This is a genomic window from Pseudomonas sp. FW215-R2 (genome assembly GCF_058789255.1).
In genome coordinates this window covers 20245-39898 of record NZ_JBYTBO010000007.1, presented here as the reverse complement: position 1 = coordinate 39898, position 19654 = coordinate 20245, and the positions used below count along the sequence as shown (strand labels likewise).

Here is a 19654-nt window from a genome sequence, read left to right as displayed (position 1 = left end):
ACCCTAGCCCTCTCCCCCAGGAGAGGGAACTGATCTCGGGTGTTTATAAATTCGATGTACACCAGTGCCGATAGCGCTGACTGAACACATTTTTCCGGCCTATACCGATCGGCTCCCTCTCCCTGGAGAGGGCACTGATCTCGGGTGTTTGCATAATCGATGTATGCCAGTGACGATAACGCTGACTGAACCCATTAATCCGGCCTCCACCGATCGGCTCCCTCTCCCTCCGGGAGAGGGCTGGGGTGAGGGCAAGCGGACAACCCGAAAAAAAGGGCTCACCCCTTCGACAATGCCATGACCACCCCCATCACCTGCTACCACTGCGCCCTGCCCGTCCCTTCGGGCAGTCGCTTCACCGCCATCGTGCTCGGGAAGTCCCGCGAGTTCTGCTGCCCCGGCTGTCAGGCCGTGGCCGAAGCCATCGTCGCTGGCGGGCTGGAAAGTTATTACCAGCACCGCAGCGAAGCCTCGGCCAACCCCGAAGCGCTGCCGGTGCAACTGGTCGATGAGCTTGAGCTGTACGACCGCGCCGACGTGCAGCAACCTTTCGTGCGCCACGAAGGTGAACTGGCCGAGACCACGCTGTTGATGGAAGGCATCAGTTGCGCCGCCTGCGGCTGGCTGATCGAGAAACACCTGCGCACCCTGCCCGCCGTGGCCGAGGCGCGGCTGAATCTGTCCAACCATCGCCTTCATGTGCGCTGGGCTGACGCCCAATTGCCGCTGAGCCAGATCCTCGGCGAACTGCGTCACATCGGCTACGCCGCGCACCCGTATCAGGCCGACCGCGCCAGCGAACAACTGGCCAGCGAAAACCGCCTCGCGCTGCGCCAACTCGGGGTCGCCGGGCTGCTGTGGTTTCAGGCGATGATGGCGACCATGGCGACATGGCCGGAATTCAACATCGACCTCAGCCCGGAATTGCACACCATCCTGCGCTGGGTCGCGCTGTTCCTCACCACGCCGATTGTGTTCTACAGCTGCGCGCCGTTTTTCAAAGGTGCCATGCGCGACTTGCGCACTCGCCACCTGACCATGGACGTCTCGGTATCGCTGGCGATCGGTGCGGCTTATGTCGCCGGGATCTGGACCTCGATCACCGGGGTCGGCGAGCTTTATTTCGATGCGGTGGGCATGTTCGCCCTGTTCCTGTTGGCCGGGCGCTATCTGGAACGCCGCGCCCGGGAACGCACCGCCGCTGCCACCGCGCAACTGGTCAATCTATTGCCGGCTTCGTGCCTGCGCCTCGACGCCGCCGGCCAGAGCGAGCGGATCCTGCTCAGCGAACTGCGCCTCGGTGACCGGGTGCTGGTTCAACCGGGTTCTGTGCTGCCGGCGGACGGCAAGATCCTCGACGGCCAGTCGAGTATTGATGAGTCGCTGCTGACCGGCGAATACCTGCCACAGCCGCGCACATTGGGCGATGCAGTCACCGCCGGCACGCTGAATGTGGAAGGTGCGCTGACCGTCGAAGTGCAGGCGTTGGGTCAGGACACGCGGCTGTCGGCCATCGTCCGCCTGCTGGATCGCGCCCAGGCGGAAAAACCTCGGCTGGCGGAAATCGCCGACCGTGCCGCGCAGTGGTTCCTGTTGCTGTCGCTGATCGCGGCGGCCGCCATCGGTCTGCTGTGGTGGGAACTGGATTCGTCGCGGGCGTTCTGGATCGTCCTCGCCATGCTGGTGGCGACCTGCCCGTGCGCGCTGTCTCTGGCGACGCCGACCGCCCTCACCGCCGCCACCGGCACCCTGCACAAACTCGGCCTGCTGCTGACCCGCGGTCATGTGCTGGAAGGTCTGAACCAGATCGACACGGTGATCTTCGACAAGACCGGCACCCTCACCGAAGGCCGACTGGTGCTGCGCTCGATCCGCCCGCTTGGCGCCCTCGACAGCGATCAATGCCTGAGCCTGGCCGCCGCGCTGGAAAACCGCTCGGAACACCCGATTGCCCGGGCTTTTGGCCGGGCGCCGCTGGCCGCCGAAGAAGTTCACAGCACGCCGGGGCTGGGGCTTGAAGGATTGGTCGGAACACAGCGCTTGCGTATCGGTCAGGCCGATTTTGTCTGCGATCTGAGCGGCGCGCCTGTGCCGTCGATGCCCGATGAACCGGGCCAATGGTTGTTGCTCGGTGACGATCAGGGGCCGCTGGCCTGGTTCGTCCTTGATGATCGCCTGCGCGCCGACGCCCCGGCCCTGCTCGCTGCGTGCAAGGCGCGCGGCTGGCACACGCTGCTGTTGTCGGGCGACAGTTCGCCGATGGTCGCCAGTGTCGCAGCCGAACTGGGCATCGACGAGGCCCGGGGCGGTTTGCGCCCGGACGACAAGCTGCAAGTGCTGCAACAACTGCACAAGGCCGGTCGCAAGGTGTTGATGCTCGGTGACGGGGTCAACGACGTGCCGGTATTGGCGGCCGCGGACATCAGCGTGGCCATGGGCTCGGCCACTGATCTTGCGAAAACCAGTGCCGACGCGGTGCTGCTGTCCAACCGCCTCGACGCCTTGGTGCAAGCCTTCTCGCTCGCCCGCCGCACACGGCGGGTGATCATCGAGAACCTGTTGTGGGCCGCGCTGTACAATGGCCTCATGTTGCCGTTCGCCGCCCTCGGCTGGATCACTCCGGTGTGGGCCGCCGTCGGCATGTCGATCAGTTCGCTGACCGTGGTGCTCAACGCCCTGCGCCTGACTCGCCTGCCGAGTGCGCCGGCCGTCAGCGCCTCGTCAGAAACCCGCCCGCTGCCGGCCTGAGCCGCGCGGGCATGGAGTACAGATGCCAGCTCTCTACGTGATGATCCCGGCCGCGCTGCTGATCGTGGCCATCGCCGTCTACATCTTCTTCTGGGCGGTGGACAGCGGCCAGTACGACGACCTCGACGGCCCCGCCCACAGCATCCTGTTCGACGACCAGGACCCGAACCACACCGCTGCGGTGGACGAAGCCAACCCGGCCAAACCGGACGACAAGGCGCCGCCCCATGCTTGAACTGGCGCCGCTGTTGGTGTCTGCGTTGATTCTCGGCCTGCTCGGCGGCGGACATTGCCTGGGCATGTGTGGCGGCTTGATGGGCGCGCTGACCTTGGCGATTCCCAAGGAACAACGCAGCCGACGCTTTCGATTGCTGCTGGCCTACAATCTCGGACGAATCCTCAGCTATGCCACTGCGGGACTGCTGATCGGGCTGGCCGGCTGGGCCGTCGCCAACAGTCCTGCGGCGTTGTTCATGCGCGTGCTCGCCGGGTTGCTGCTGATCGCCATGGGCTTGTACCTGGCGGGCTGGTGGAGCGGCCTGACCCGCATCGAAAGCCTGGGTCGCGGACTGTGGCGTTACATTCAACCTGTCGCCAATCGTCTGCTGCCGGTGTCGAGTCTGCCCCGGGCGCTGCTGCTCGGCGCGCTGTGGGGCTGGCTGCCGTGCGGGCTGGTTTACAGCACGTTGCTGTGGTCGGCCAGCCAGGGCAATGCACTGGACAGTGCCTTGCTAATGCTCGCCTTCGGGCTCGGCACCTGGCCGGTATTGCTGGCGACCGGCCTCGCGGCCGAGCGGGTCACAGCGCTGTTGCGCAAACGCAGCGTGCGCATGGCTGGTGGATTGCTGGTGATCCTGTTCGGCATCTGGACCCTGCCGGGGCCGCACCAGCACTGGCTGATGGGCCACTGATCCAGGCTTGATGCAAATCAAGATGCCCCGCCGCGCCCTCCCCTAGACTCGCTCACACTGCCAGCCTATCCGGGGGAATGCCCGCATGCTCGACGCCATTCGTTGGGACACCGATTTGATCCGCCGCTACGACCTGGCGGGGCCGCGCTACACCTCGTATCCGACGGCCGTGCAATTCAACAGTCAGGTCGGCACCTTCGACCTGTTCCATGCCCTGCGCGATAGCCGCAAGGCCCTGCGCCCATTGTCGCTGTACGTGCACGTGCCGTTCTGCGCGAACATCTGCTACTACTGCGCCTGCAACAAGGTCATCACCAAGGATCGCGGCCGCGCCCTGCCGTACCTGCAACGGCTCGAACAGGAAATCCAGCTGATCGCCTGCCACCTCGACCCGGCGCAGAAAGTCGAACAACTGCACTTCGGCGGCGGCACCCCGACCTTTCTCAGCCACGACGAATTGCGGCAGTTGATGGCGCACCTGCGCAAACATTTCAATCTGCTGGATGACGATTCTGGCGATTACGGCATTGAGATCGACCCGCGCGAAGCCGACTGGTCGACCATGGGCCTGCTGCGTGAGCTGGGCTTCAACCGGGTCAGCATCGGTCTGCAGGATCTCGACCCGGCGGTGCAACGCGCAGTCAATCGCCTGCAAAGTCTGGAAGAAACCCGCGCGGTGATCGACGCGGCGCGCACCCTGCAATTTCGCTCGATCAACATCGACCTGATCTACGGTTTGCCCAAGCAGACCCCGGACAACTTCGCCCGCACCGTCGAGGAAGTCATCAGCCTGCAACCGGACCGGCTGTCGGTGTTCAACTACGCGCACCTGCCGGAACGCTTCATGCCGCAGCGGCGGATCAACGGCAACGAACTGCCGAGCCCGACGCAGAAACTGGAAATGCTGCAACGCACCATCGAACAACTGACCGCCGCCGGCTATCGCTACATCGGCATGGACCACTTCGCCCTGCCCGACGATGAACTGGCGATTGCCCAGGAAGAATCGACCCTGCAACGCAACTTCCAGGGCTACACCACCCACGGTCATTGCGACCTGATCGGTCTGGGCGTGTCGGCCATCAGCCAGATCGGCGATCTGTACTGCCAGAACAGCAGCGACCTCAATCAATACCAGAACACCCTGGCTGGCGCGCAACTGGCCACCAGCCGTGGCCTGGTGTGCAACGCCGACGATCGCCTGCGTCGCGCGGTGATTCAGCAACTGATCTGCAATTTCAGCCTGGATTTCGCCGAGATCGAGCGCAGCTTCAACATCGATTTTCAGGGTTACTTCGGCGCGCTCTGGCCACAGTTGCAGGGCATGGCAAAGGATGGGCTGATCGAACTGGATCGCGAACGGATCAATGTGCTGCCGGCCGGGCGCCTGCTGGTGCGGTCAGTGTGCATGGTGTTCGATGCGTATCTGGAACAGCAGAATCGCCAGCGGTTTTCGCGGGTGATCTAGCTTTTCATCAGCAAGGTATTGGTTTTCAGGTTCTGGTCCGCGGTCAGGCCCGATTGATCGATGACCTTGGCCAGGGACAGATTGGCGGTAATGAGACCGTTGTTGAGGGCAGAAATGGCGCCTTTGAGGGCAGCGATCTTGGCGAATCGCTCTTCGTTGGAGAGGGTCTTGTTGGCCATCAGCGCGTTGATCTGGGCGTTCTTTTCGGCGATCTGCTGGCGCAACTTGCGAATCATCTTCAGCAATTGCTGGACGTTTTCCGGCAAGCCGCTTTCATCGATATCGCTGTTTTTCCCGCCGACACCGGCGGATTTTGCAATGGCGGCACCGGACAGCGACACTTTGACGCCCTCGACCAAGGTCGGGGTTCCCAACAATGCCGCGTCTGTGCCGGACTCATCGTCAACGGAGGTTTCAGCACTTTCCAGCAACGACGCAACGCCACTGTTACCGGGGGTCAGCGTACCAATAGCAGTCATCGAAGCGGTTCCTTGCATGCCGTCAGATACCTGTTTATCGGCCGTCATCCCTGCGGCTTTATGCCGTGGGAGCAATCTCGCCACAGGCTGGCCTGAATGTCCTCCCCTGGGTTACCCTTACGCCTTATGTGTGTTTTCCCACAAGGATTTAAGAAATGTCCGAGCCAGTTAAACTGCGCGCTCACAACCAGGCTAATTGCAAGGATTGCAGCCTGGCCCCTCTCTGCCTGCCACTTTCGCTGAATCTGGAAGACATGGATGCGCTGGACGAAATCGTTAAACGTGGCCGCCCGCTGAAAAAGGGTGAGTTCCTGTTCCGCCAGGGCGACACCTTCGATTCCGTTTATGCAGTACGCTCCGGCGCCCTGAAGACCTTCAGCCTGAGCGATACCGGCGAAGAACAACTCACGGGTTTCCACCTGCCGAGCGAACTGGTGGGCCTGTCCGGCATGGACACCGAGAAACACCCGGTCTCTGCCCAGGCTCTGGAAACCACCTCGGTCTGCGAGATTCCGTTCGAACGCCTCGACGAACTGGCCCTGCAACTGCCGCAGCTGCGCCGTCAGTTGATGCGCGTGATGAGCCGCGAAATCCGCGACGACCAGCAAATGATGCTGTTGCTGTCGAAGAAAACCGCCGACGAGCGCATCGCCACGTTCCTGGTCAACCTGTCGGCCCGCTTCCGCGCTCGCGGGTTCTCGGCCAACCAGTTCCGTTTGAGCATGTCGCGCAATGAAATCGGCAACTACCTGGGGCTGGCGGTGGAAACCGTGTCCCGGGTCTTCACCCGCTTCCAGCAAAACGAACTGATCGCCGCCGAGGGCAAGGAAATCCATATCCTCGACCCGATCCAGCTCTGCGCCCTGGCCGGCGGCTCGCTCGAAGTCTGATCTCGACCCGCGGCCGAGCGTATCGTTTCAGCCGCGGGTATACTGCGCCGTTTGCAGCCCTGCCAGGACACCTCGACGATGGTCTTCGACTCCTTCGACATCAAATCCCTGATCCGCCCTGTGATCGATTTCCCGAAACCGGGCGTGATCTTTCGCGACATCACCCCGCTGTTCCAGTCGCCCAAGGCCCTGCGCCTGGTGATGGACAGCTTCGCCCACCGTTATGTGGAAGCCGACTTCACCCACATCGGCGCGATGGATGCGCGGGGCTTTCTGATCGGTTCGGTGCTGGCGTATCAGTTGAACAAGCCGCTGGTGCTGTTTCGCAAGCAAGGCAAACTGCCGGCGGACGTGCTGGCTGAAGGCTACGCGACCGAATACGGCGAAGCGTTCCTCGAAGTGCACGCCGACAGCCTGTGTGAAGGCGATTCGGTGGTGATGTTCGATGACCTGATCGCCACCGGTGGCACGCTGATCGCAGCGGCCAACCTGATCCGGCGCATGGGCGCCCGCGTTCACGAAGCAGCGGCGATCATCGACCTGCCGGAACTGGGTGGTTCGCAGCGTCTTGAGGACATGGGCATTCCTACGTTCTGCCTGACGCAGTTTGCGCTGACCGACAAGTAAGCAACCCCGCTCCGCGACTCCCGATCGTTCCCACGCTCCGCGTGGGAATGCCTCAACGGACGCTCCGCGTTCGGCTTTGGAAGGGACGCGGAGCGTCCCGGGCTGCATTCCCACGCAGAGCGTGGGAACGATCAGTCACAAAATCTAAAGCCCCATCTGTTTGCTGATGATCTCGTTCATCACTTCCCGCGTCCCGCCGCCAATCGACAAGATGCGGTTATCCCGATACAGCCGCTCCACCAGGCTTTCGCGCATATAACCCAGCCCGCCAAGAATCTGCACCGCTTCCGTGGTGATCCGGTCCGAGGTGTCCGTGGCGAAATTCTTGGCCATGGAGATTTCCTTGATCACGCTCTGCCCGGCCGCCATTTTCGCCGCCTGCCGGTAGGTGAACTCCCGCGAGACTTCCAGCGCCGTGGCCATTTCGGCGAGGCGATGCTTGATCACCTGGAACTTGCCGATGGGCTTACCGAACGCCTGCCGCTCCCGTGCCCACTTCAGGCTCTCTTCCAGCGCCAGTTGCGCGGTCATGTTGGCCATCAACGCCAGGGCCAGCCGCTCGCTCTGGAAGTTGCCCATGATGCAGGCGAACCCCATGTTCTCCGCGCCGATCAGGTTTCCCACAGGCACCCGGCAATCATCGAAGAACAACTCAGCCGTGTCCGACGCCCACCAACCCATTTTCTTCAGCTGCCGACCGACGGTAAAACCGGGCGTGCCCTTCTCGATCAACAGCAGGCTGATGCCGCCAAACCCGGGCGCACCGGTACGCACCGCGACGGTGTAGTAATCCGCGCGTACGCCACTGGTGATAAAGGTTTTGCTGCCGCTGACCCGGTAATGATCGCCGTCGCGGATGGCGCGGGTCTGCAGGTTGGCGACGTCGGAACCGCCACCCGGTTCGGTGACAGCCAATGCGCTGATTTTCTCGCCACTGAGCACTTGAGGCACGACGCGATCACGGACTTCTGGCCGGGCCCATTTGACGACTGGCGGTAGACCGATATCGAGTGAACCGAGCCCGGCCACCAACCCGCCGGAGCCACAGCGCATCAGTTCTTCACTGGCGGCAATCTTGGCGAACAGATCACCTTCGTGACTGCCACCCAGCGCTTCGGGATAACCGATGCCGAGGATGCCGGCCGCACCGGCCTTGAGGTACAGCTCACGGGGGAAGTTTTCGGCTTCTTCCCACGCATCGATGTCCGGCAGGATCTCGCGTTCGACGAAACGTCTGACGCTGTCGCGGACCATTTGGTGGCTGGGGTCAAAGTATTCCTGGAAGGCAGGCATCGGCGAACTCCATGGAAGGGTTCGCCGAACTTAACCGAGCGCTTGCTTGGTTTTCAACAGGATTGTGTGGTTCAGAGGGAAATCGGCTTGCGCCCGGCAAACGAGTGAGCCAGCGTGCCGCCGTCCACCAGTTCCAGCTCGCCACCCAACGGCACGCCGTGAGCGATGCGCGAGGCGATCAGGCCTTTGTTGTTGAGCAATTGCGCGATGTAGTGCGCCGTCGCTTCACCTTCCACAGTCGGGTTGGTGGCGAGGATGACTTCGGTGAAGGTGCCCGCCTCTTCGATCCGCGTCATCAACTGCGGAATGCCGATGGCCTCCGGGCCGAGCCCGTCCAGCGGCGACAGATGCCCCTTGAGCACGAAATAGCGCCCACGGAACCCGGTCTGCTCGACCGCGTAGACGTCCATCGGACCTTCCACCACGCACAGCAGCGTGTCGTCACGGCGTGTGTCGGCGCATTGCGGGCACAGATCGTCTTCGGTCAGCGTGCGGCACTGGCGGCAGTGTCCGACCCCTTCCATGGCCTGGCTCAAGGCCTGGGCCAGGCGCGTGCCGCCGCTGCGGTCACGTTCGAGCAACTGCAACGCCATACGCTGGGCAGTTTTCTGACCCACGCCCGGCAGAATTCGCAGGGCGTCGATCAGTTGGCGAATCAAAGGGCTGAAGCTCATGGGGAAAAAGTCCGACAAAACAACGAGACGCGGTTTATACCCGCGCCTCCGGCCAGCGTCAAATCCTCAGTCCTGGGCGACCCGCACCACCAGTTTGCCGAAGTTGCGCCCCTCCAGCAGCCCGATAAACGCTTGCGGCGCTTGCTCCAGGCCATCGACCACGTCTTCGCGGAATTTCACCTTGCCCTCGCGCACCCACGGCACCATGGCGCTGATGAATTCCGGCTGACGGTCGCCATAGTCGTCGAACACGATGAAGCCCTGAATGCGTACTCGCTTGGTCAGCAAGGTGCGTTGCAGTGCGGGCAGACGATCCGGACCTTTCGGTACTTCAGTGGCGTTGTAGCCGGCAATCAGGCCGCACAGCGGGATCCGCGCCTTGGGATTGAGCAGCGGGACGACCGCTTCGAAGACATGGCCGCCGACGTTTTCGTAATAGACGTCGATGCCTTTCGGGCAGGCCTTGGCCAATTGCTCGGCGAAGTCAGACGCCTTGTGATCGATACAGGCGTCGAAACCCAGCTCCTCGACCACGTATTTGCACTTCTCTGCACCGCCGGCCACGCCGACGGCGCGCAGGCCTTTGATCTTCGCCACCTGCCCGACCACCGAACCTACTGCGCCAGAAGCAGCGGCGACCACCAGGGTCTCCCCTGCCTTCGGCTGGCCGATGTCCATCAGCCCCATGTAAGCGGTCATGCCCGGCATGCCCAGCACGCCGAGGGCCATCGACGGGCTCGGCAGCCCCGACGGGATCGGAATGATGTTGCGCCCGTCGCTGAGGCTGTGGCTTTGCCAACCCGTGGCGCCGACCACCAGATCGCCGACCTGGAATTTTGGATGACGCGACTGCTCGACCCGGCTGACAGCCCCACCGGTCATCACCTCGCCGATTTGTACCGGCGCCGCGTAGGACGGTGCGTCACTCATGCGCCCGCGCATGTAGGGATCGAGTGACAGGTAAAGGGTCTTGAGCAGCAACTGGCCGTCTTCAAGCGCCGGCAGCGCTTCGCGCTCCAGACGGAAATTCTCGGGTGTTGGCGCGCCCACCGGACGCGAGGCCAGCACGATGCGTTGATTGAGGGTCAGGGGGTCGGACATGTCAGCGTCTCCTTTGAATAATGAATTCGGGGTATAGGGAGCAGACCTTGGTGGCTTTTGCGCGTTCGATGCTTCTTCAGCCAGAAACAAAAATGCCAGGCGCGATGCCTGGCATTTTTTGTAGCTCATCCAATCCGCAAAGGCGAATCAGAACGGCAGTTTCATACCGGCCGGCAGGTTCATGCCAGCGGTCATGCTGCCCATCTTGGCCTGGCTGTTGGCTTCGATCTGACGCACGGCAGCGTTGACGGCAGCGGCCACCAGATCTTCGACCACTTCACGGTCGTCTTCGTCCAGGCCCGGCAGAACGCTTGGGTCGATGCTGACTTTTTTCACGTCGTGACGACCGGTCATCACCACGGTGACCAGATCGCCGCCGGCCTTACCGGTGACTTCTGCGTTGGCCAGCTCTTCCTGCATCTTGGCCATTTTTTCCTGCATCTGCTGCGCCTGCTTCATCAGGCCGGCCATGCCACCTTTCATCATGGTAATCACCTCAAAAGTACTTGGATCAATACAGCGTCCGGCGATTTGCGCCGAACGCCTTCAGTTATTAGCCCTGACTGACCAGGGCGTCGACAGGTTCAATAGTATCGTGTCGCACGACCGCACCGAACTGCTGCACCATCTGCTGGATGAACGGATCGCCATGGATCGACTCCTCCGCCTCGCGCTGACGGTTGGCACGGCGCCGGGAGGCGGCCTGGGCCGGGGTTTCCTGCTCGGGCTTGATCAGCTCCATGCTCAGGTTCAGCGTGCGGCCGTGGTACTGGTTCAACGCATCGTTCAGCCGACGCTGCTGGGTGGCGTTGAACAAGGCGCTATGAGCCGGGTCCAGGTGCATCAGCCAGTTGTCGCCGTCGACCGCGATCAGCGTGCAGTTGGCGGCGATGCTACCGGTCATGCCGGAAATCGGCAGTTTCGGGAACAGCTCCAGCCATTGCAGGGCCAGACCGGTGGCCGGCGCAGCGGCGGGTTCCGGCTCGGGCTCCGGGACCGGATCGGCCGCGTGTTCGCTGGCCAGATCGTCGAGGTAACTGTAGGCCGAATCCATGTCCGGCTCGATGTAGTCTTCGTCGAGCGGCGGCTCGTCGTCCATGTCCATGCCCGGCGTGGCGGCATCGACCTCGGCCACCGACGGCTCGGGGATCGGCGCGGCGGCCCACTCCGGCGCATCCGGCACGACGCTGTCCGGGGTCGGCAGCGGCATCGGCGGCAGGTCAGGCTGCTCGGCGGTGGTTTCCAGCACCGGCTCGACCGCTGGCTGTTGCACAGGAGCCGGTTCTACCGGGTCATTCCACGGCAGATCGACGACTTCCTCGACGGCGACCGGCTCTGGTTCCGGCTCAGGCAGGGGTTCAGGCGCAATCACCGGGGCAACCGGGGCGGGCTCGGGAGCAGGCGCTGGCGCAGGTGCAACCACCGGAGCCGGCGCAACAGCCGCAGCAACTACCGGCGCAGGTTTCGGCGCGGCAGCCACTGAGTTTGCGGAATCAACTGTGGCCTGGCTGATCCCCACTGGCTTTAGCGGTTGCCTCGGGGCGTCCGCCGTATCCGCCGGCCGGAAGGCCAGCATCCGCAGCAGGACCATTTCGAATCCGCCACGCGGGTCTGGCGCCAGCGGCAAGTCGCGGCGGCCGATCAGGCCCATCTGGTAATAGAACTGCACGTCTTCGGCCGGCAAGGCCTGGGCCAGTGCCAGCACCCGGTCACGGTCGCCGTGGCCGTTGTCGACGCCTTCCGGCAAGGCCTGGGCGATCGCGACGCGGTGCAGCACGTTGAGAATTTCCGAGAGCACGCCGTTCCAGTCCGGCCCTTGTTCGGCCAGGTGACGCACGGCTTCGAGCAACGCCTTGGCGTCACCTTCGATCAGCGCGTGCAGCACGTCGTAGACCTGACCGTGATCCAGCGTACCGAGCATTGCCCGCACATCGGCGGCCAACACCTTGCCTTCACCGAAGGCGATGGCCTGATCGGTCAGGCTCATGGCGTCGCGCATCGAACCGTCGGCCGCGCGGCCGAGCAGCCACAGGGCGTCGTCTTCGAACGGCACGTTTTCCGCGCCGAGAACATGGGTCAAATGCTCGACCACCCGCTCGGGGGTCATGTTCTTCAGCGAGAATTGCAGGCATCGCGACAAAATCGTTGCCGGAAGTTTCTGCGGGTCGGTGGTCGCCAGGATGAACTTGACGTAGGGCGGCGGCTCTTCGAGGGTTTTCAGCAGCGCATTGAAGGAATGGCTGGAGAGCATGTGCACTTCGTCGATCAGGTAGACCTTGAAGCGCCCGCGGCTCGGGGCGTACTGCACGTTGTCGAGCAGCTCGCGGGTGTCCTCGACCTTGGTCCGGCTCGCGGCGTCGATCTCGATCAGGTCGACGAAGCGCCCTTCATCGATCTCCCGGCACACCGAACACTCGCCGCACGGGCTTGAAGTGATACCTGTTTCACAGTTCAGACATTTGGCGATGATCCGCGCAATCGTCGTCTTGCCGACGCCCCGCGTCCCGGTGAACAGGTAGGCGTGGTGCAGGCGCTGGCTGTCCAAGGCATTGATCAGAGCCTTGAGCACATGGGTCTGGCCGACCATTTCGCGGAACGAGCGCGGACGCCATTTACGTGCAAGAACCTGATAACTCATCGAAAACCGTCGCGGCAAAGGAAGCAGAAGCGGCTAATGCTAGCGGAGCAAGGGCAAAATTGCATCCGGTGCGCTCTTCTATTCTGGCTAAGCTGCATGGGCGGAGGCTTTTGTCGGCACGGGAACGGGAATTACCGGAGCATTTATGCGGTGGGCCGTGGGGGCAATACTGGGAATCAGCCTGAACGCGATGGCCGCGCAGCCGCCGCTGCGCTTCGCCATGGCCGACAGCTGGGCGATGCCGCTGGCGCAATACGAACGCGGCCGCCCGACCCAGGGCATCCTTTACGACATGATGCTCAGCCTGGCGACCCAGGTCGGCGTGCCGGCGGAGTTTCACGTCCTGCCCCGCACCCGCGTGCAAAACGCCATGGAACACGGCGAAGTCGACGTGCGCTGTTATGCCTCGCAATCGTGGCTGCCGAACCTGTCCGGGAATTACATCTGGAGCATCCCGCTGCTCTTCCAGCGCGACCTGCTGATCGGCCGCCAGGATCAACCCTCCAGCGTCGATCCGGCCCACCTGCCCCGCCAATCGATCGGCACCGTGCTCGGCTACAGCTACCCCACGCTGCAGCCGCTGTTCGACGCCGACCGGTTATGGCGCGAAGACGCACGCAACCAGGAACAGGTGCTGGACAAACTGCTGGCCGGCCGTTATCGCTATGCCGTAAGCAATCAATGGACGCTGGACTGGTTCAACCAGCGCCTGCTGCCGGGGCAGCAACTGCAAGGGCTGGCGGTATTGCAGGAGCAGCAGGTCGGCTGCTACGTCCGCAACGATCCGAAAGTGCCGGTGCAGCGGATATTGAGGACGTTGCTGCAGATGAAAATGTCGGGGGAGATTGATGACATTATCCGGTTGTATACCGGTGGTTCGGGTAGTGAACCGTGAGCCGTCTGACGAAAACAAAAAAAGGGACTTATAAAACAAGTCCCTTCTTCGCACCCACTGAACCAATCAAAGCAGAGCGCAAGAACCTGACATCGGGATCTTGGCTACGTCACCCTTTCCGACACACAGCAAAGTGACCTTCGTACCCTTTTTGAGCGAAGCAAGTGCATTGGCATCACTCTTTTCGAAGGAAAACTGAGGCTCCATGAACTGGTTCACACCGCCACGCAATGTGAGATACGGATTGCCCATGAAGTCAGTATTGATGTCCGTGACCGTCCCCGAGACCTTGAATTTTTTGCCTTTGAACTTCTGATCAGCAGCAACGGTGTTCTCGTTGTAGGCAACAGCAATGTCACCAGCCGTCACAGTCGGCGTAGCTGCCAGTTCCTGCTTTGCCTTTTCCAGCTCTACTTGAGCACGGGCCTTTTTCGCCTCGGCAAGCGCCACCGCCTCCGCTTGTTTCTGCTCTGGAGATTTCATCGCGTTACTGATGAAACCGATGACGAACAGAACACCGATGATGATGCCGACCCACTTGAACAGTTTTTCACGCCTGTCTTCCTCTGATAGTCGAGTTTTCCATTACTGCATTGCAAACGTTCGCCGATGTTGTCCGACGATTTGGAGCGAGATGATTCTCTAGAACTGGCCGTACCGACGCAAGGCCAGTTGCCATCATCGAAACGATATTAGGAGCACTGCCCGTTCAGGGCTTGGCCAAATCCCACTGACACTCTTTCAAACGATCTGCGTCAGTACCACTTTCTTTCCGCATATCAATGTTGCCATCTGCGTCGAGATAGATGTCCGTGTTTGGCCATTTGGGTGTGATGCTGATGCAATGATTACGACCACCCTTGTTGCTCCACCACGAAAACTCCATGAAGAATTCGTCGTCAGGAAAAAGGACGCCATTGTCCATCGCCCCTCCACCTGGGAGCATCCCGCCTTTGTAGATACGATCCTGCACGTTCCAGATATACCGAAACTCGTCCCGACCTGCTTTAGAGTAGTGAACATTCACCGTCGGCAAAGCTATGTCCCAGTGAGTGATCACTAAATACACGACTGGTATGCAGAGTATCCGCATCAACCATGTGCGACTCTTACTGACATTTGTGAGCACGAACTCCATCTCCCCAGTTCTCTGGTGGTATTGCTACAACTTCATCCATGATCATCTTCGCGGTCACTCCACCTGCAGGATGCTGCTTGGCGAGCCTCATCCCGATTTGAATTGATACTCTATCGGCAACATCATCCCAGGATCGCGGTTCATACCACGGGCTCGCCGTCGTATGCGGACCGGGATGGACTCTCTCCTCCTCAGGCCTGCTCAACTCGCCAGCCTTGGTGGCGGCATCTGACAAAAACTGCGCAGCCCCGGCGCCATCCAGTAGTTCGCTCTCTGACATGCCCGCTACGACTCCGACATACCCATAATGGATGTTCGACCAGATGTCGTAGAAGTAATCGTAGCCTCCCTGTTTGTGATAAACGCCAACAAAGAGTTTGCGCAACTTCGGCTTATGGTCCCAGTCCATTCTCGGGCCTACTTTACCTGCCCAGATTGTCCACGCTGCGGCTATATCCATGTAACTGCCGAGGAGACGGGAAGTTGGACCGCCCGCCCCCTTGAATAGCGGAGGCTTCCTGTCCGGTGAAGCCGGATCATAGCTATAGAGCTTTTGCATCGCTGAAACCTCAGGGCTCAGGATGTTTCGGTTCATCTCACCAGCGATATAGTTAGCCAGCGGTTCCATCTGGTCAGGATGGTCGCATACAGGAGACTGCAGGCTCTCTGCCTGCTGTTCCGGGGGTGGAGTGCCAGTATCTACAAGTGCGTTGGCCGCTACAGCCTTCTCTTTCAACCGCGGATCGGCGAGTAGCGTGGCCATTTTTTCCTCGTCTACCGTGCCGTTTGGACGAATCGCTCCCAGCGCCATGAAGTTGATGATTGTTGCCCCTCCTGCGTCCCCCATGACGAAGCCACCACCGACATCACCTGATCCTGTGATGATCGTTCCGCCGTGACTGGTAGGGCTTCCTAAATGAGCCATAGGACGGCCATTTACCAGAATCGATGGAAATCCCGTGGTGATGACAGCGCCGCACCCACAGGAATCGCCCACACGAGCGGACCCCATGAAATTGATATTTGTATCAGCAGATGCAGACGCGATTGGGGTTGTACCGTGTCCCGGTAATGGGCAGACATGCTTGTCTCCCAATCGAGCAGAAGAAATCATTCGTCGTCCTTGTGTCGAACAGAAAACCTCCGTCATTGGAGGTGAAAGAGCTTTGCAGGCACCGCGAGAGTACCGTACGTATCGGCGGATGGTCTTTAGGAAAAATCCGATCTTGAAGCAAGAATTGCCTGAGGACACAGTTTCAGTTTCTGTTGATGCCGGCCCGCCTGCAAAAGGCTTCAAGCTCAGGGACTGCCTCCCGTATCCCTGCTGTTGGCATTGGCCACTATGTCCGTAAGAAGGCCATCAAAGGCACGTACAAACCAATCAAAGGCGCTCTTGTGGCTCTCCCATTCGGCGTTTGATACCTGCAAGTCCTCCACTGATTTAGGATGTAGCAATCGGTTCCTGACCGAATTACTCGGTTTTACATGGCGCCAGTCAGCTCCACCTCCAAGATTTCGCTCGGGAACGCTGAAGGCCTTAGCGGCGAGCTTCATTGTCGCCTTTACATTCTCGACCGCCTCAAATCGCTGACTATTCAGAAACTCCTTATCCTTCGGATCCATCTCGCACGCGCCCTCATCCACCAATAGTGTTGCCATGTTTTTGAAGGCGAACGTAATAGCCTCAACATAAGCCCACGACGCACGGACAAAACTTCGTCTAAGCACCTGACCGCTCTGATCGGGAAAAGCGGCGAGTAGAACCTCCAAGTCCTCTCGCAGAACAGCATTCATGTCCAGCAAACTGGACAGCGCTTTGTCGAATCGTTCGCAAGCAGATTGCAAATCGGCGGACATACGACCCCTTTTCCATTGCTGCTCATCCGCAAAAGTAGCGGCAATCAGCAGCCGGCCAACTCACGGAATTTCGGTTTTCGAGATTCGTGGTAATCGACCCACTCGACCACATCGATAGGAACGTAAAGCTTAACTTTTGCGCGGGAAATCGCGATGTATACGGCGCAGATTCGCTGATCAAACTCATAGGCATGTTTGAACATCTCGGTAGTGAGCAACTCAGGAGTCAGTAGAACTTTATCGAACTCCATCCCCCCTGCGCTCTCAGCCAGCATCAGCACGCAGCGCTTGCCAGCATTGCCAATCATCCGATTCATCCGCGTCAGATCCGCAATCTTGAAGCCTTTTTCCAGCTTGGTTTTAACCCAATGAAAAGCCCCATCGTATTGATTGGCGCTACAGACAGATTGCCAATCGGGCATATCAATGAAGTCCGGAGGTACATCGCTTTCGCCAAGCTCAACACTGTAAAAGTCCGGATTAAATAATTTGATAGCAGTGTTCATGAAAAGGATTTGCTTTTTCCGCTCTTCCATATCCGCAAAGTCAAATGCGCAGTTGGCATCATGCAGTTCGATAACCCACTTCATCATGTCCCAGCGGGAGGCAGTAAAAATAACGCAACCCTCGGGCGGCACGAAGCCGATCGGATAATGCTCAATACCGACATCAGCGTCACGTGCGCCTTCAAACGGTATCTTGCTCTTCTGCGAATGACGGAATATCAGCGGGTTGACCAGACGCTCGACATCACGGCCGGAGCGTACGGAAAAGCTAATGTCGCTTTGCCGCACTTCACGCTTCCTTTTAACCTCCACACCGCTAGCCTGTTGGTACTCATCTCCAAGGGTAATTAACACTTGACGGCCACGCTCGATGATTTGCAGCAGCGAAGCCGGAATATCCTGGCTCTCATCAATCAGCACATGCGTATAACGCGCCGGTACCATGCAATCGGCCAAGCTCGCACGCTTAACCATCAATAACGCATCGAACCCTGTCAGGCTGTCCCACGCTGGATTCAAATCAAGGTAGCCCCATAGCCGACTTGAATATTCGAGCAGAACTGTGGCATCCGTCCGTGACAATGGCTGATTGAAATGCGGCAGGTGGTTAATCGAAAAGCTATGTTCTCGGGAGCGGCAATAGCGCTCGATCACTTGCAAGCAGACATCCAGCGTCGCCTGCCCGTCGTGATGACGGAAGCCAAAAATATTCAGTTCATGCGCCACGGTTTGCTTGCTCACAACCCGCGTCGGGGTATTGGTGAACGGTGGCCGGCGGCCGAGCAACAGGGACTGGGCAAATTGCTGAAAGGTCCTTCCGGCCTTCTTTTCGATGAATCCTTTCATGCGTTTGCGCAGGATTTCCAGTTTTGCATCGGTTTGCGCCAGTAACAACGTCCGATCGGGTCGCAAGTGCTCGAGCAGCGCGACCAGCAGGTGACTTTTGCCTATCCCCGCATAACCCTGGACGTGCAAATCCTCATCAAGGTTGGCGCGAAAGGTTCTGAGCAATTTGTCCTGCGCAGAGCTCAACCAGCGCTCCCGATGTTTGGGTGTAACCATCTGATGGCTGAATGGATTATGGGTCTTATGATGGCGGATTTTGTACCCGACATCCCATTTGCCATCCGGCAACAGGTATTCTCGCGCCGACACTTCATCTGCCAATAAGAAACGCAAGTTCGCACGCTTGATGGCATTCAGTCCGAAGTAGAACTTGCCAGGGTGGAATAACCGCTGTGCTTCGGATAGTAAGCCTGCCCCCCCCGAACGGCGAGAATCTACAGCCCACCCAATGAGTTTGACCAGAATCGTCTCCGCTGCGACGGCGTTCAGGTCTTTTTCAGCCATTTGTGCCAAATTTTGAATGACCAGCACCGCTGCCAGTTCCGGATCGGTCAGGGCATCGAGATTTTTTGTGCCACCTGCAAGAAGTAAGCTCGCGCATACAGCTTCTGTAACGGGCAGGAACGCAGGACTGGATAAATCAAAATGTTCCGGGTGCATAAGTCCTCTTAGCTAAGGCAGGGCACATCACAAGTTCAATCCCGGCCAAAGTCTTCATTCATTTCGGGGTCATTCTCCTCAGGATCATCCGCTGACCAGAGATCACGCTCTTCAAACACCCGCACCACTTCATTTATCATCGGCGTGACATGGCGAACATCATTGAGCCAACCCAATTCGACCAATCTGGATCGTACCTCTCCAATCGGCACCCCCAGAGTGGTGCTCAAGCGGTAAAGGATCCTTTCGGCGATCTGGATATTGCCATCCTGATGGTCGACATAGATAACCCCATGCCCGCGCCACTTCACCTCAAAATGGTCAAGGAGTGGCGCCAAGTGTTCTGCCAAGTTTTCCTTTGCCATCCATTTCGAATCACTCATGGCTGACCTCGTCATTGATTCGAAGCTCAAAGCGATAGCCCCCGAAAGTGCCCGACATCTCTCCGGGATATCTGCCACTCCCCTTCCCTACGCTGGCTCCCTCGGCACCGATTTTCCCCTTCAACTCACAAGCCGCCATTTCGAGCAGCCTGAGCAAATTTTCGGGATTCTCGGCAGTCACGCGCAACTGCAGATCACATTTCTCCGCAACCATGTGAATTGAAGGCCCGGAATTCAGTATCAGATCGAGAGACATGTCTTGCTGAGGTTCATCCACGCGTTTGCTAGCGGTTGCACCACTTAGAATCGCAGCATGCTCTTCGTCCATGAGATCGAGCACCCTCGAAAGCTCAAGGGTCTTTTCGGGATGCAATTGCATCTGCTCCTTGATCTCTAGGCGGCGTAGCTGCCAGTCCCGAATTTTTGCTTGGGTCGAGTTATCCATTTCACCCACTTAGACTAGTTTTCAATGCTGGGTAACGGAGTATGACAGCCTTCATCTGCGATGGTTAAAAGCACGTGCAGGACAGGAAGGACATC

The 19654-nt window shown here is 59.8% G+C and carries 20 protein-coding genes; 7 read left to right on the top strand and 13 right to left on the bottom strand.

What is annotated here, in order from left to right; translation table 11 throughout:
- The first annotated feature begins 297 nt into the window (after window positions 1–297).
- From AC3WRD_RS11840 to hemN, 4 genes are all read left to right on the top strand, one after another.
- On the top strand, window positions 298–2748 hold the full coding sequence (locus tag AC3WRD_RS11840; RefSeq protein WP_102622557.1) for a heavy metal translocating P-type ATPase: 2451 nt from the start codon (window positions 298–300) through the stop codon (window positions 2746–2748).
- Between the two features lie 22 nt (window positions 2749–2770).
- A complete protein-coding gene (gene ccoS / locus AC3WRD_RS11835) occupies window positions 2771–2983 on the top strand; it encodes a cbb3-type cytochrome oxidase assembly protein CcoS (protein ID WP_007951659.1) in 213 nt (70 codons plus the stop codon).
- Window positions 2976–3659 carry a sulfite exporter TauE/SafE family protein gene (locus AC3WRD_RS11830; RefSeq protein WP_039770036.1) on the top strand — a complete coding sequence of 228 codons (684 nt, stop codon included), beginning with the start codon at window positions 2976–2978 and terminating at the stop codon, window positions 3657–3659. Before ccoS ends, AC3WRD_RS11830 begins: the two co-directional genes overlap by 8 nt.
- Before the next feature lie 85 nt (window positions 3660–3744).
- The gene (gene hemN / locus AC3WRD_RS11825) at window positions 3745–5127 is read left to right on the top strand and encodes an oxygen-independent coproporphyrinogen III oxidase (RefSeq protein WP_102622558.1); all 1383 of its coding nucleotides are present in this window, start codon (window positions 3745–3747) and stop codon (window positions 5125–5127) included.
- Here hemN and AC3WRD_RS11820 read toward each other — a convergent pair.
- Window positions 5124–5606, bottom strand: coding sequence for a hypothetical protein (locus AC3WRD_RS11820; RefSeq protein WP_096822491.1), 483 nt, complete (start codon window positions 5604–5606; stop codon window positions 5124–5126). The genes hemN and AC3WRD_RS11820 overlap by 4 nt on opposite strands.
- A gap of 155 nt (window positions 5607–5761) precedes the next feature.
- Here AC3WRD_RS11820 and fnr point away from each other — a divergent pair, with 155 nt between their 5' ends.
- A complete protein-coding gene (gene fnr / locus AC3WRD_RS11815; protein WP_007951654.1) occupies window positions 5762–6496 on the top strand; it encodes a fumarate/nitrate reduction transcriptional regulator Fnr in 735 nt (244 codons plus the stop codon).
- Between the two features lie 78 nt (window positions 6497–6574).
- On the top strand, window positions 6575–7123 hold the full coding sequence (locus AC3WRD_RS11810; RefSeq protein ID WP_003223345.1) for an adenine phosphoribosyltransferase: 549 nt from the start codon (window positions 6575–6577) through the stop codon (window positions 7121–7123).
- Between the two features lie 144 nt (window positions 7124–7267).
- Here the strand turns inward: AC3WRD_RS11810 and AC3WRD_RS11805 are convergent, their stop codons facing one another.
- From AC3WRD_RS11805 to dnaX, 5 genes are all read right to left on the bottom strand, one after another.
- Window positions 7268–8416 (bottom strand): acyl-CoA dehydrogenase family protein, encoded by a 1149-nt coding sequence (locus tag AC3WRD_RS11805; protein WP_102622559.1) that lies wholly within the window; start codon window positions 8414–8416, stop codon window positions 7268–7270.
- A gap of 71 nt (window positions 8417–8487) precedes the next feature.
- The gene (gene recR, locus AC3WRD_RS11800) at window positions 8488–9090 is read right to left on the bottom strand and encodes a recombination mediator RecR (protein ID WP_096822493.1); all 603 of its coding nucleotides are present in this window, start codon (window positions 9088–9090) and stop codon (window positions 8488–8490) included.
- A 66-nt stretch (window positions 9091–9156) separates the two neighbouring features.
- The gene (gene curA / locus AC3WRD_RS11795) at window positions 9157–10191 is read right to left on the bottom strand and encodes an NADPH-dependent curcumin/dihydrocurcumin reductase (RefSeq protein ID WP_102622560.1); all 1035 of its coding nucleotides are present in this window, start codon (window positions 10189–10191) and stop codon (window positions 9157–9159) included.
- Between the two features lie 147 nt (window positions 10192–10338).
- On the bottom strand, window positions 10339–10677 hold the full coding sequence (locus tag AC3WRD_RS11790) for a YbaB/EbfC family nucleoid-associated protein (RefSeq protein WP_007951650.1): 339 nt from the start codon (window positions 10675–10677) through the stop codon (window positions 10339–10341).
- A gap of 67 nt (window positions 10678–10744) precedes the next feature.
- A complete protein-coding gene (gene dnaX / locus AC3WRD_RS11785; protein ID WP_102622561.1) occupies window positions 10745–12829 on the bottom strand; it encodes a DNA polymerase III subunit gamma/tau in 2085 nt (694 codons plus the stop codon).
- A 145-nt stretch (window positions 12830–12974) separates the two neighbouring features.
- On the opposite strand from dnaX, the gene AC3WRD_RS11780 reads away from it, so the two are divergent.
- Entirely contained in the window at window positions 12975–13724 is a 750-nt protein-coding gene (locus tag AC3WRD_RS11780; RefSeq protein WP_102622562.1) for a substrate-binding periplasmic protein, read from the top strand.
- A gap of 66 nt (window positions 13725–13790) precedes the next feature.
- On the opposite strand, the gene AC3WRD_RS11775 is transcribed toward AC3WRD_RS11780, so the two are convergent.
- The 7 genes from AC3WRD_RS11775 to AC3WRD_RS11745 all read right to left on the bottom strand — a co-directional run bounded on the left by AC3WRD_RS11775 (window position 13791) and on the right by AC3WRD_RS11745 (window position 19559).
- The gene (locus AC3WRD_RS11775; protein WP_371858599.1) at window positions 13791–14249 is read right to left on the bottom strand and encodes an OB-fold protein; all 459 of its coding nucleotides are present in this window, start codon (window positions 14247–14249) and stop codon (window positions 13791–13793) included.
- Window positions 14250–14433: 184 nt separating this feature from the next.
- The gene (locus AC3WRD_RS11770) at window positions 14434–14784 is read right to left on the bottom strand and encodes a hypothetical protein (protein WP_256580666.1); all 351 of its coding nucleotides are present in this window, start codon (window positions 14782–14784) and stop codon (window positions 14434–14436) included.
- A gap of 49 nt (window positions 14785–14833) precedes the next feature.
- Window positions 14834–15976 carry a polymorphic toxin type 44 domain-containing protein gene (locus AC3WRD_RS11765; RefSeq protein ID WP_102622564.1) on the bottom strand — a complete coding sequence of 381 codons (1143 nt, stop codon included), beginning with the start codon at window positions 15974–15976 and terminating at the stop codon, window positions 14834–14836.
- A 185-nt stretch (window positions 15977–16161) separates the two neighbouring features.
- On the bottom strand, window positions 16162–16719 hold the full coding sequence (locus AC3WRD_RS11760; protein ID WP_102622565.1) for a hypothetical protein: 558 nt from the start codon (window positions 16717–16719) through the stop codon (window positions 16162–16164).
- A gap of 44 nt (window positions 16720–16763) precedes the next feature.
- A complete protein-coding gene (locus tag AC3WRD_RS11755) occupies window positions 16764–18731 on the bottom strand; it encodes a P-loop NTPase family protein (protein ID WP_102622566.1) in 1968 nt (655 codons plus the stop codon).
- A gap of 35 nt (window positions 18732–18766) precedes the next feature.
- Window positions 18767–19114 carry a hypothetical protein gene (locus AC3WRD_RS11750; RefSeq protein ID WP_102622567.1) on the bottom strand — a complete coding sequence of 116 codons (348 nt, stop codon included), beginning with the start codon at window positions 19112–19114 and terminating at the stop codon, window positions 18767–18769.
- Window positions 19107–19559, bottom strand: a complete 453-nt coding sequence (locus tag AC3WRD_RS11745) for a hypothetical protein (protein ID WP_102622568.1) — start codon at window positions 19557–19559, stop codon at window positions 19107–19109. The genes AC3WRD_RS11750 and AC3WRD_RS11745 overlap by 8 nt, the downstream gene beginning before the upstream one ends.
- Between the last annotated feature and the right edge of the window lie 95 nt (window positions 19560–19654).

Bases quoted from the DNA above. Each gene is read 5' to 3' on its own strand.
- AC3WRD_RS11840 (WP_102622557.1), top strand. From the start codon at position 298: ATGACCACCCCCATCACCTGCTACCACTGCGCCCTGCCCGTCCCTTCG.
- ccoS (WP_007951659.1), top strand. From the start codon at position 2,771: ATGCCAGCTCTCTACGTGATGATCCCGGCCGCGCTGCTGATCGTGGCC.
- AC3WRD_RS11830 (WP_039770036.1), top strand. From the start codon at position 2,976: ATGCTTGAACTGGCGCCGCTGTTGGTGTCTGCGTTGATTCTCGGCCTG.
- hemN (WP_102622558.1), top strand. From the start codon at position 3,745: ATGCTCGACGCCATTCGTTGGGACACCGATTTGATCCGCCGCTACGAC.
- AC3WRD_RS11820 (WP_096822491.1), bottom strand. From the start codon at position 5,606: ATGACTGCTATTGGTACGCTGACCCCCGGTAACAGTGGCGTTGCGTCG.
- fnr (WP_007951654.1), top strand. From the start codon at position 5,762: ATGTCCGAGCCAGTTAAACTGCGCGCTCACAACCAGGCTAATTGCAAG.
- AC3WRD_RS11810 (WP_003223345.1), top strand. From the start codon at position 6,575: ATGGTCTTCGACTCCTTCGACATCAAATCCCTGATCCGCCCTGTGATC.
- AC3WRD_RS11805 (WP_102622559.1), bottom strand. From the start codon at position 8,416: ATGCCTGCCTTCCAGGAATACTTTGACCCCAGCCACCAAATGGTCCGC.
- recR (WP_096822493.1), bottom strand. From the start codon at position 9,090: ATGAGCTTCAGCCCTTTGATTCGCCAACTGATCGACGCCCTGCGAATT.
- curA (WP_102622560.1), bottom strand. From the start codon at position 10,191: ATGTCCGACCCCCTGACCCTCAATCAACGCATCGTGCTGGCCTCGCGT.
- AC3WRD_RS11790 (WP_007951650.1), bottom strand. From the start codon at position 10,677: ATGATGAAAGGTGGCATGGCCGGCCTGATGAAGCAGGCGCAGCAGATG.
- dnaX (WP_102622561.1), bottom strand. From the start codon at position 12,829: ATGAGTTATCAGGTTCTTGCACGTAAATGGCGTCCGCGCTCGTTCCGC.
- AC3WRD_RS11780 (WP_102622562.1), top strand. From the start codon at position 12,975: ATGCGGTGGGCCGTGGGGGCAATACTGGGAATCAGCCTGAACGCGATG.
- AC3WRD_RS11765 (WP_102622564.1), bottom strand. From the start codon at position 15,976: ATGATTTCTTCTGCTCGATTGGGAGACAAGCATGTCTGCCCATTACCG.
- AC3WRD_RS11760 (WP_102622565.1), bottom strand. From the start codon at position 16,719: ATGTCCGCCGATTTGCAATCTGCTTGCGAACGATTCGACAAAGCGCTG.
- AC3WRD_RS11755 (WP_102622566.1), bottom strand. From the start codon at position 18,731: ATGCACCCGGAACATTTTGATTTATCCAGTCCTGCGTTCCTGCCCGTT.
- AC3WRD_RS11750 (WP_102622567.1), bottom strand. From the start codon at position 19,114: ATGAGTGATTCGAAATGGATGGCAAAGGAAAACTTGGCAGAACACTTG.
- AC3WRD_RS11745 (WP_102622568.1), bottom strand. From the start codon at position 19,559: ATGGATAACTCGACCCAAGCAAAAATTCGGGACTGGCAGCTACGCCGC.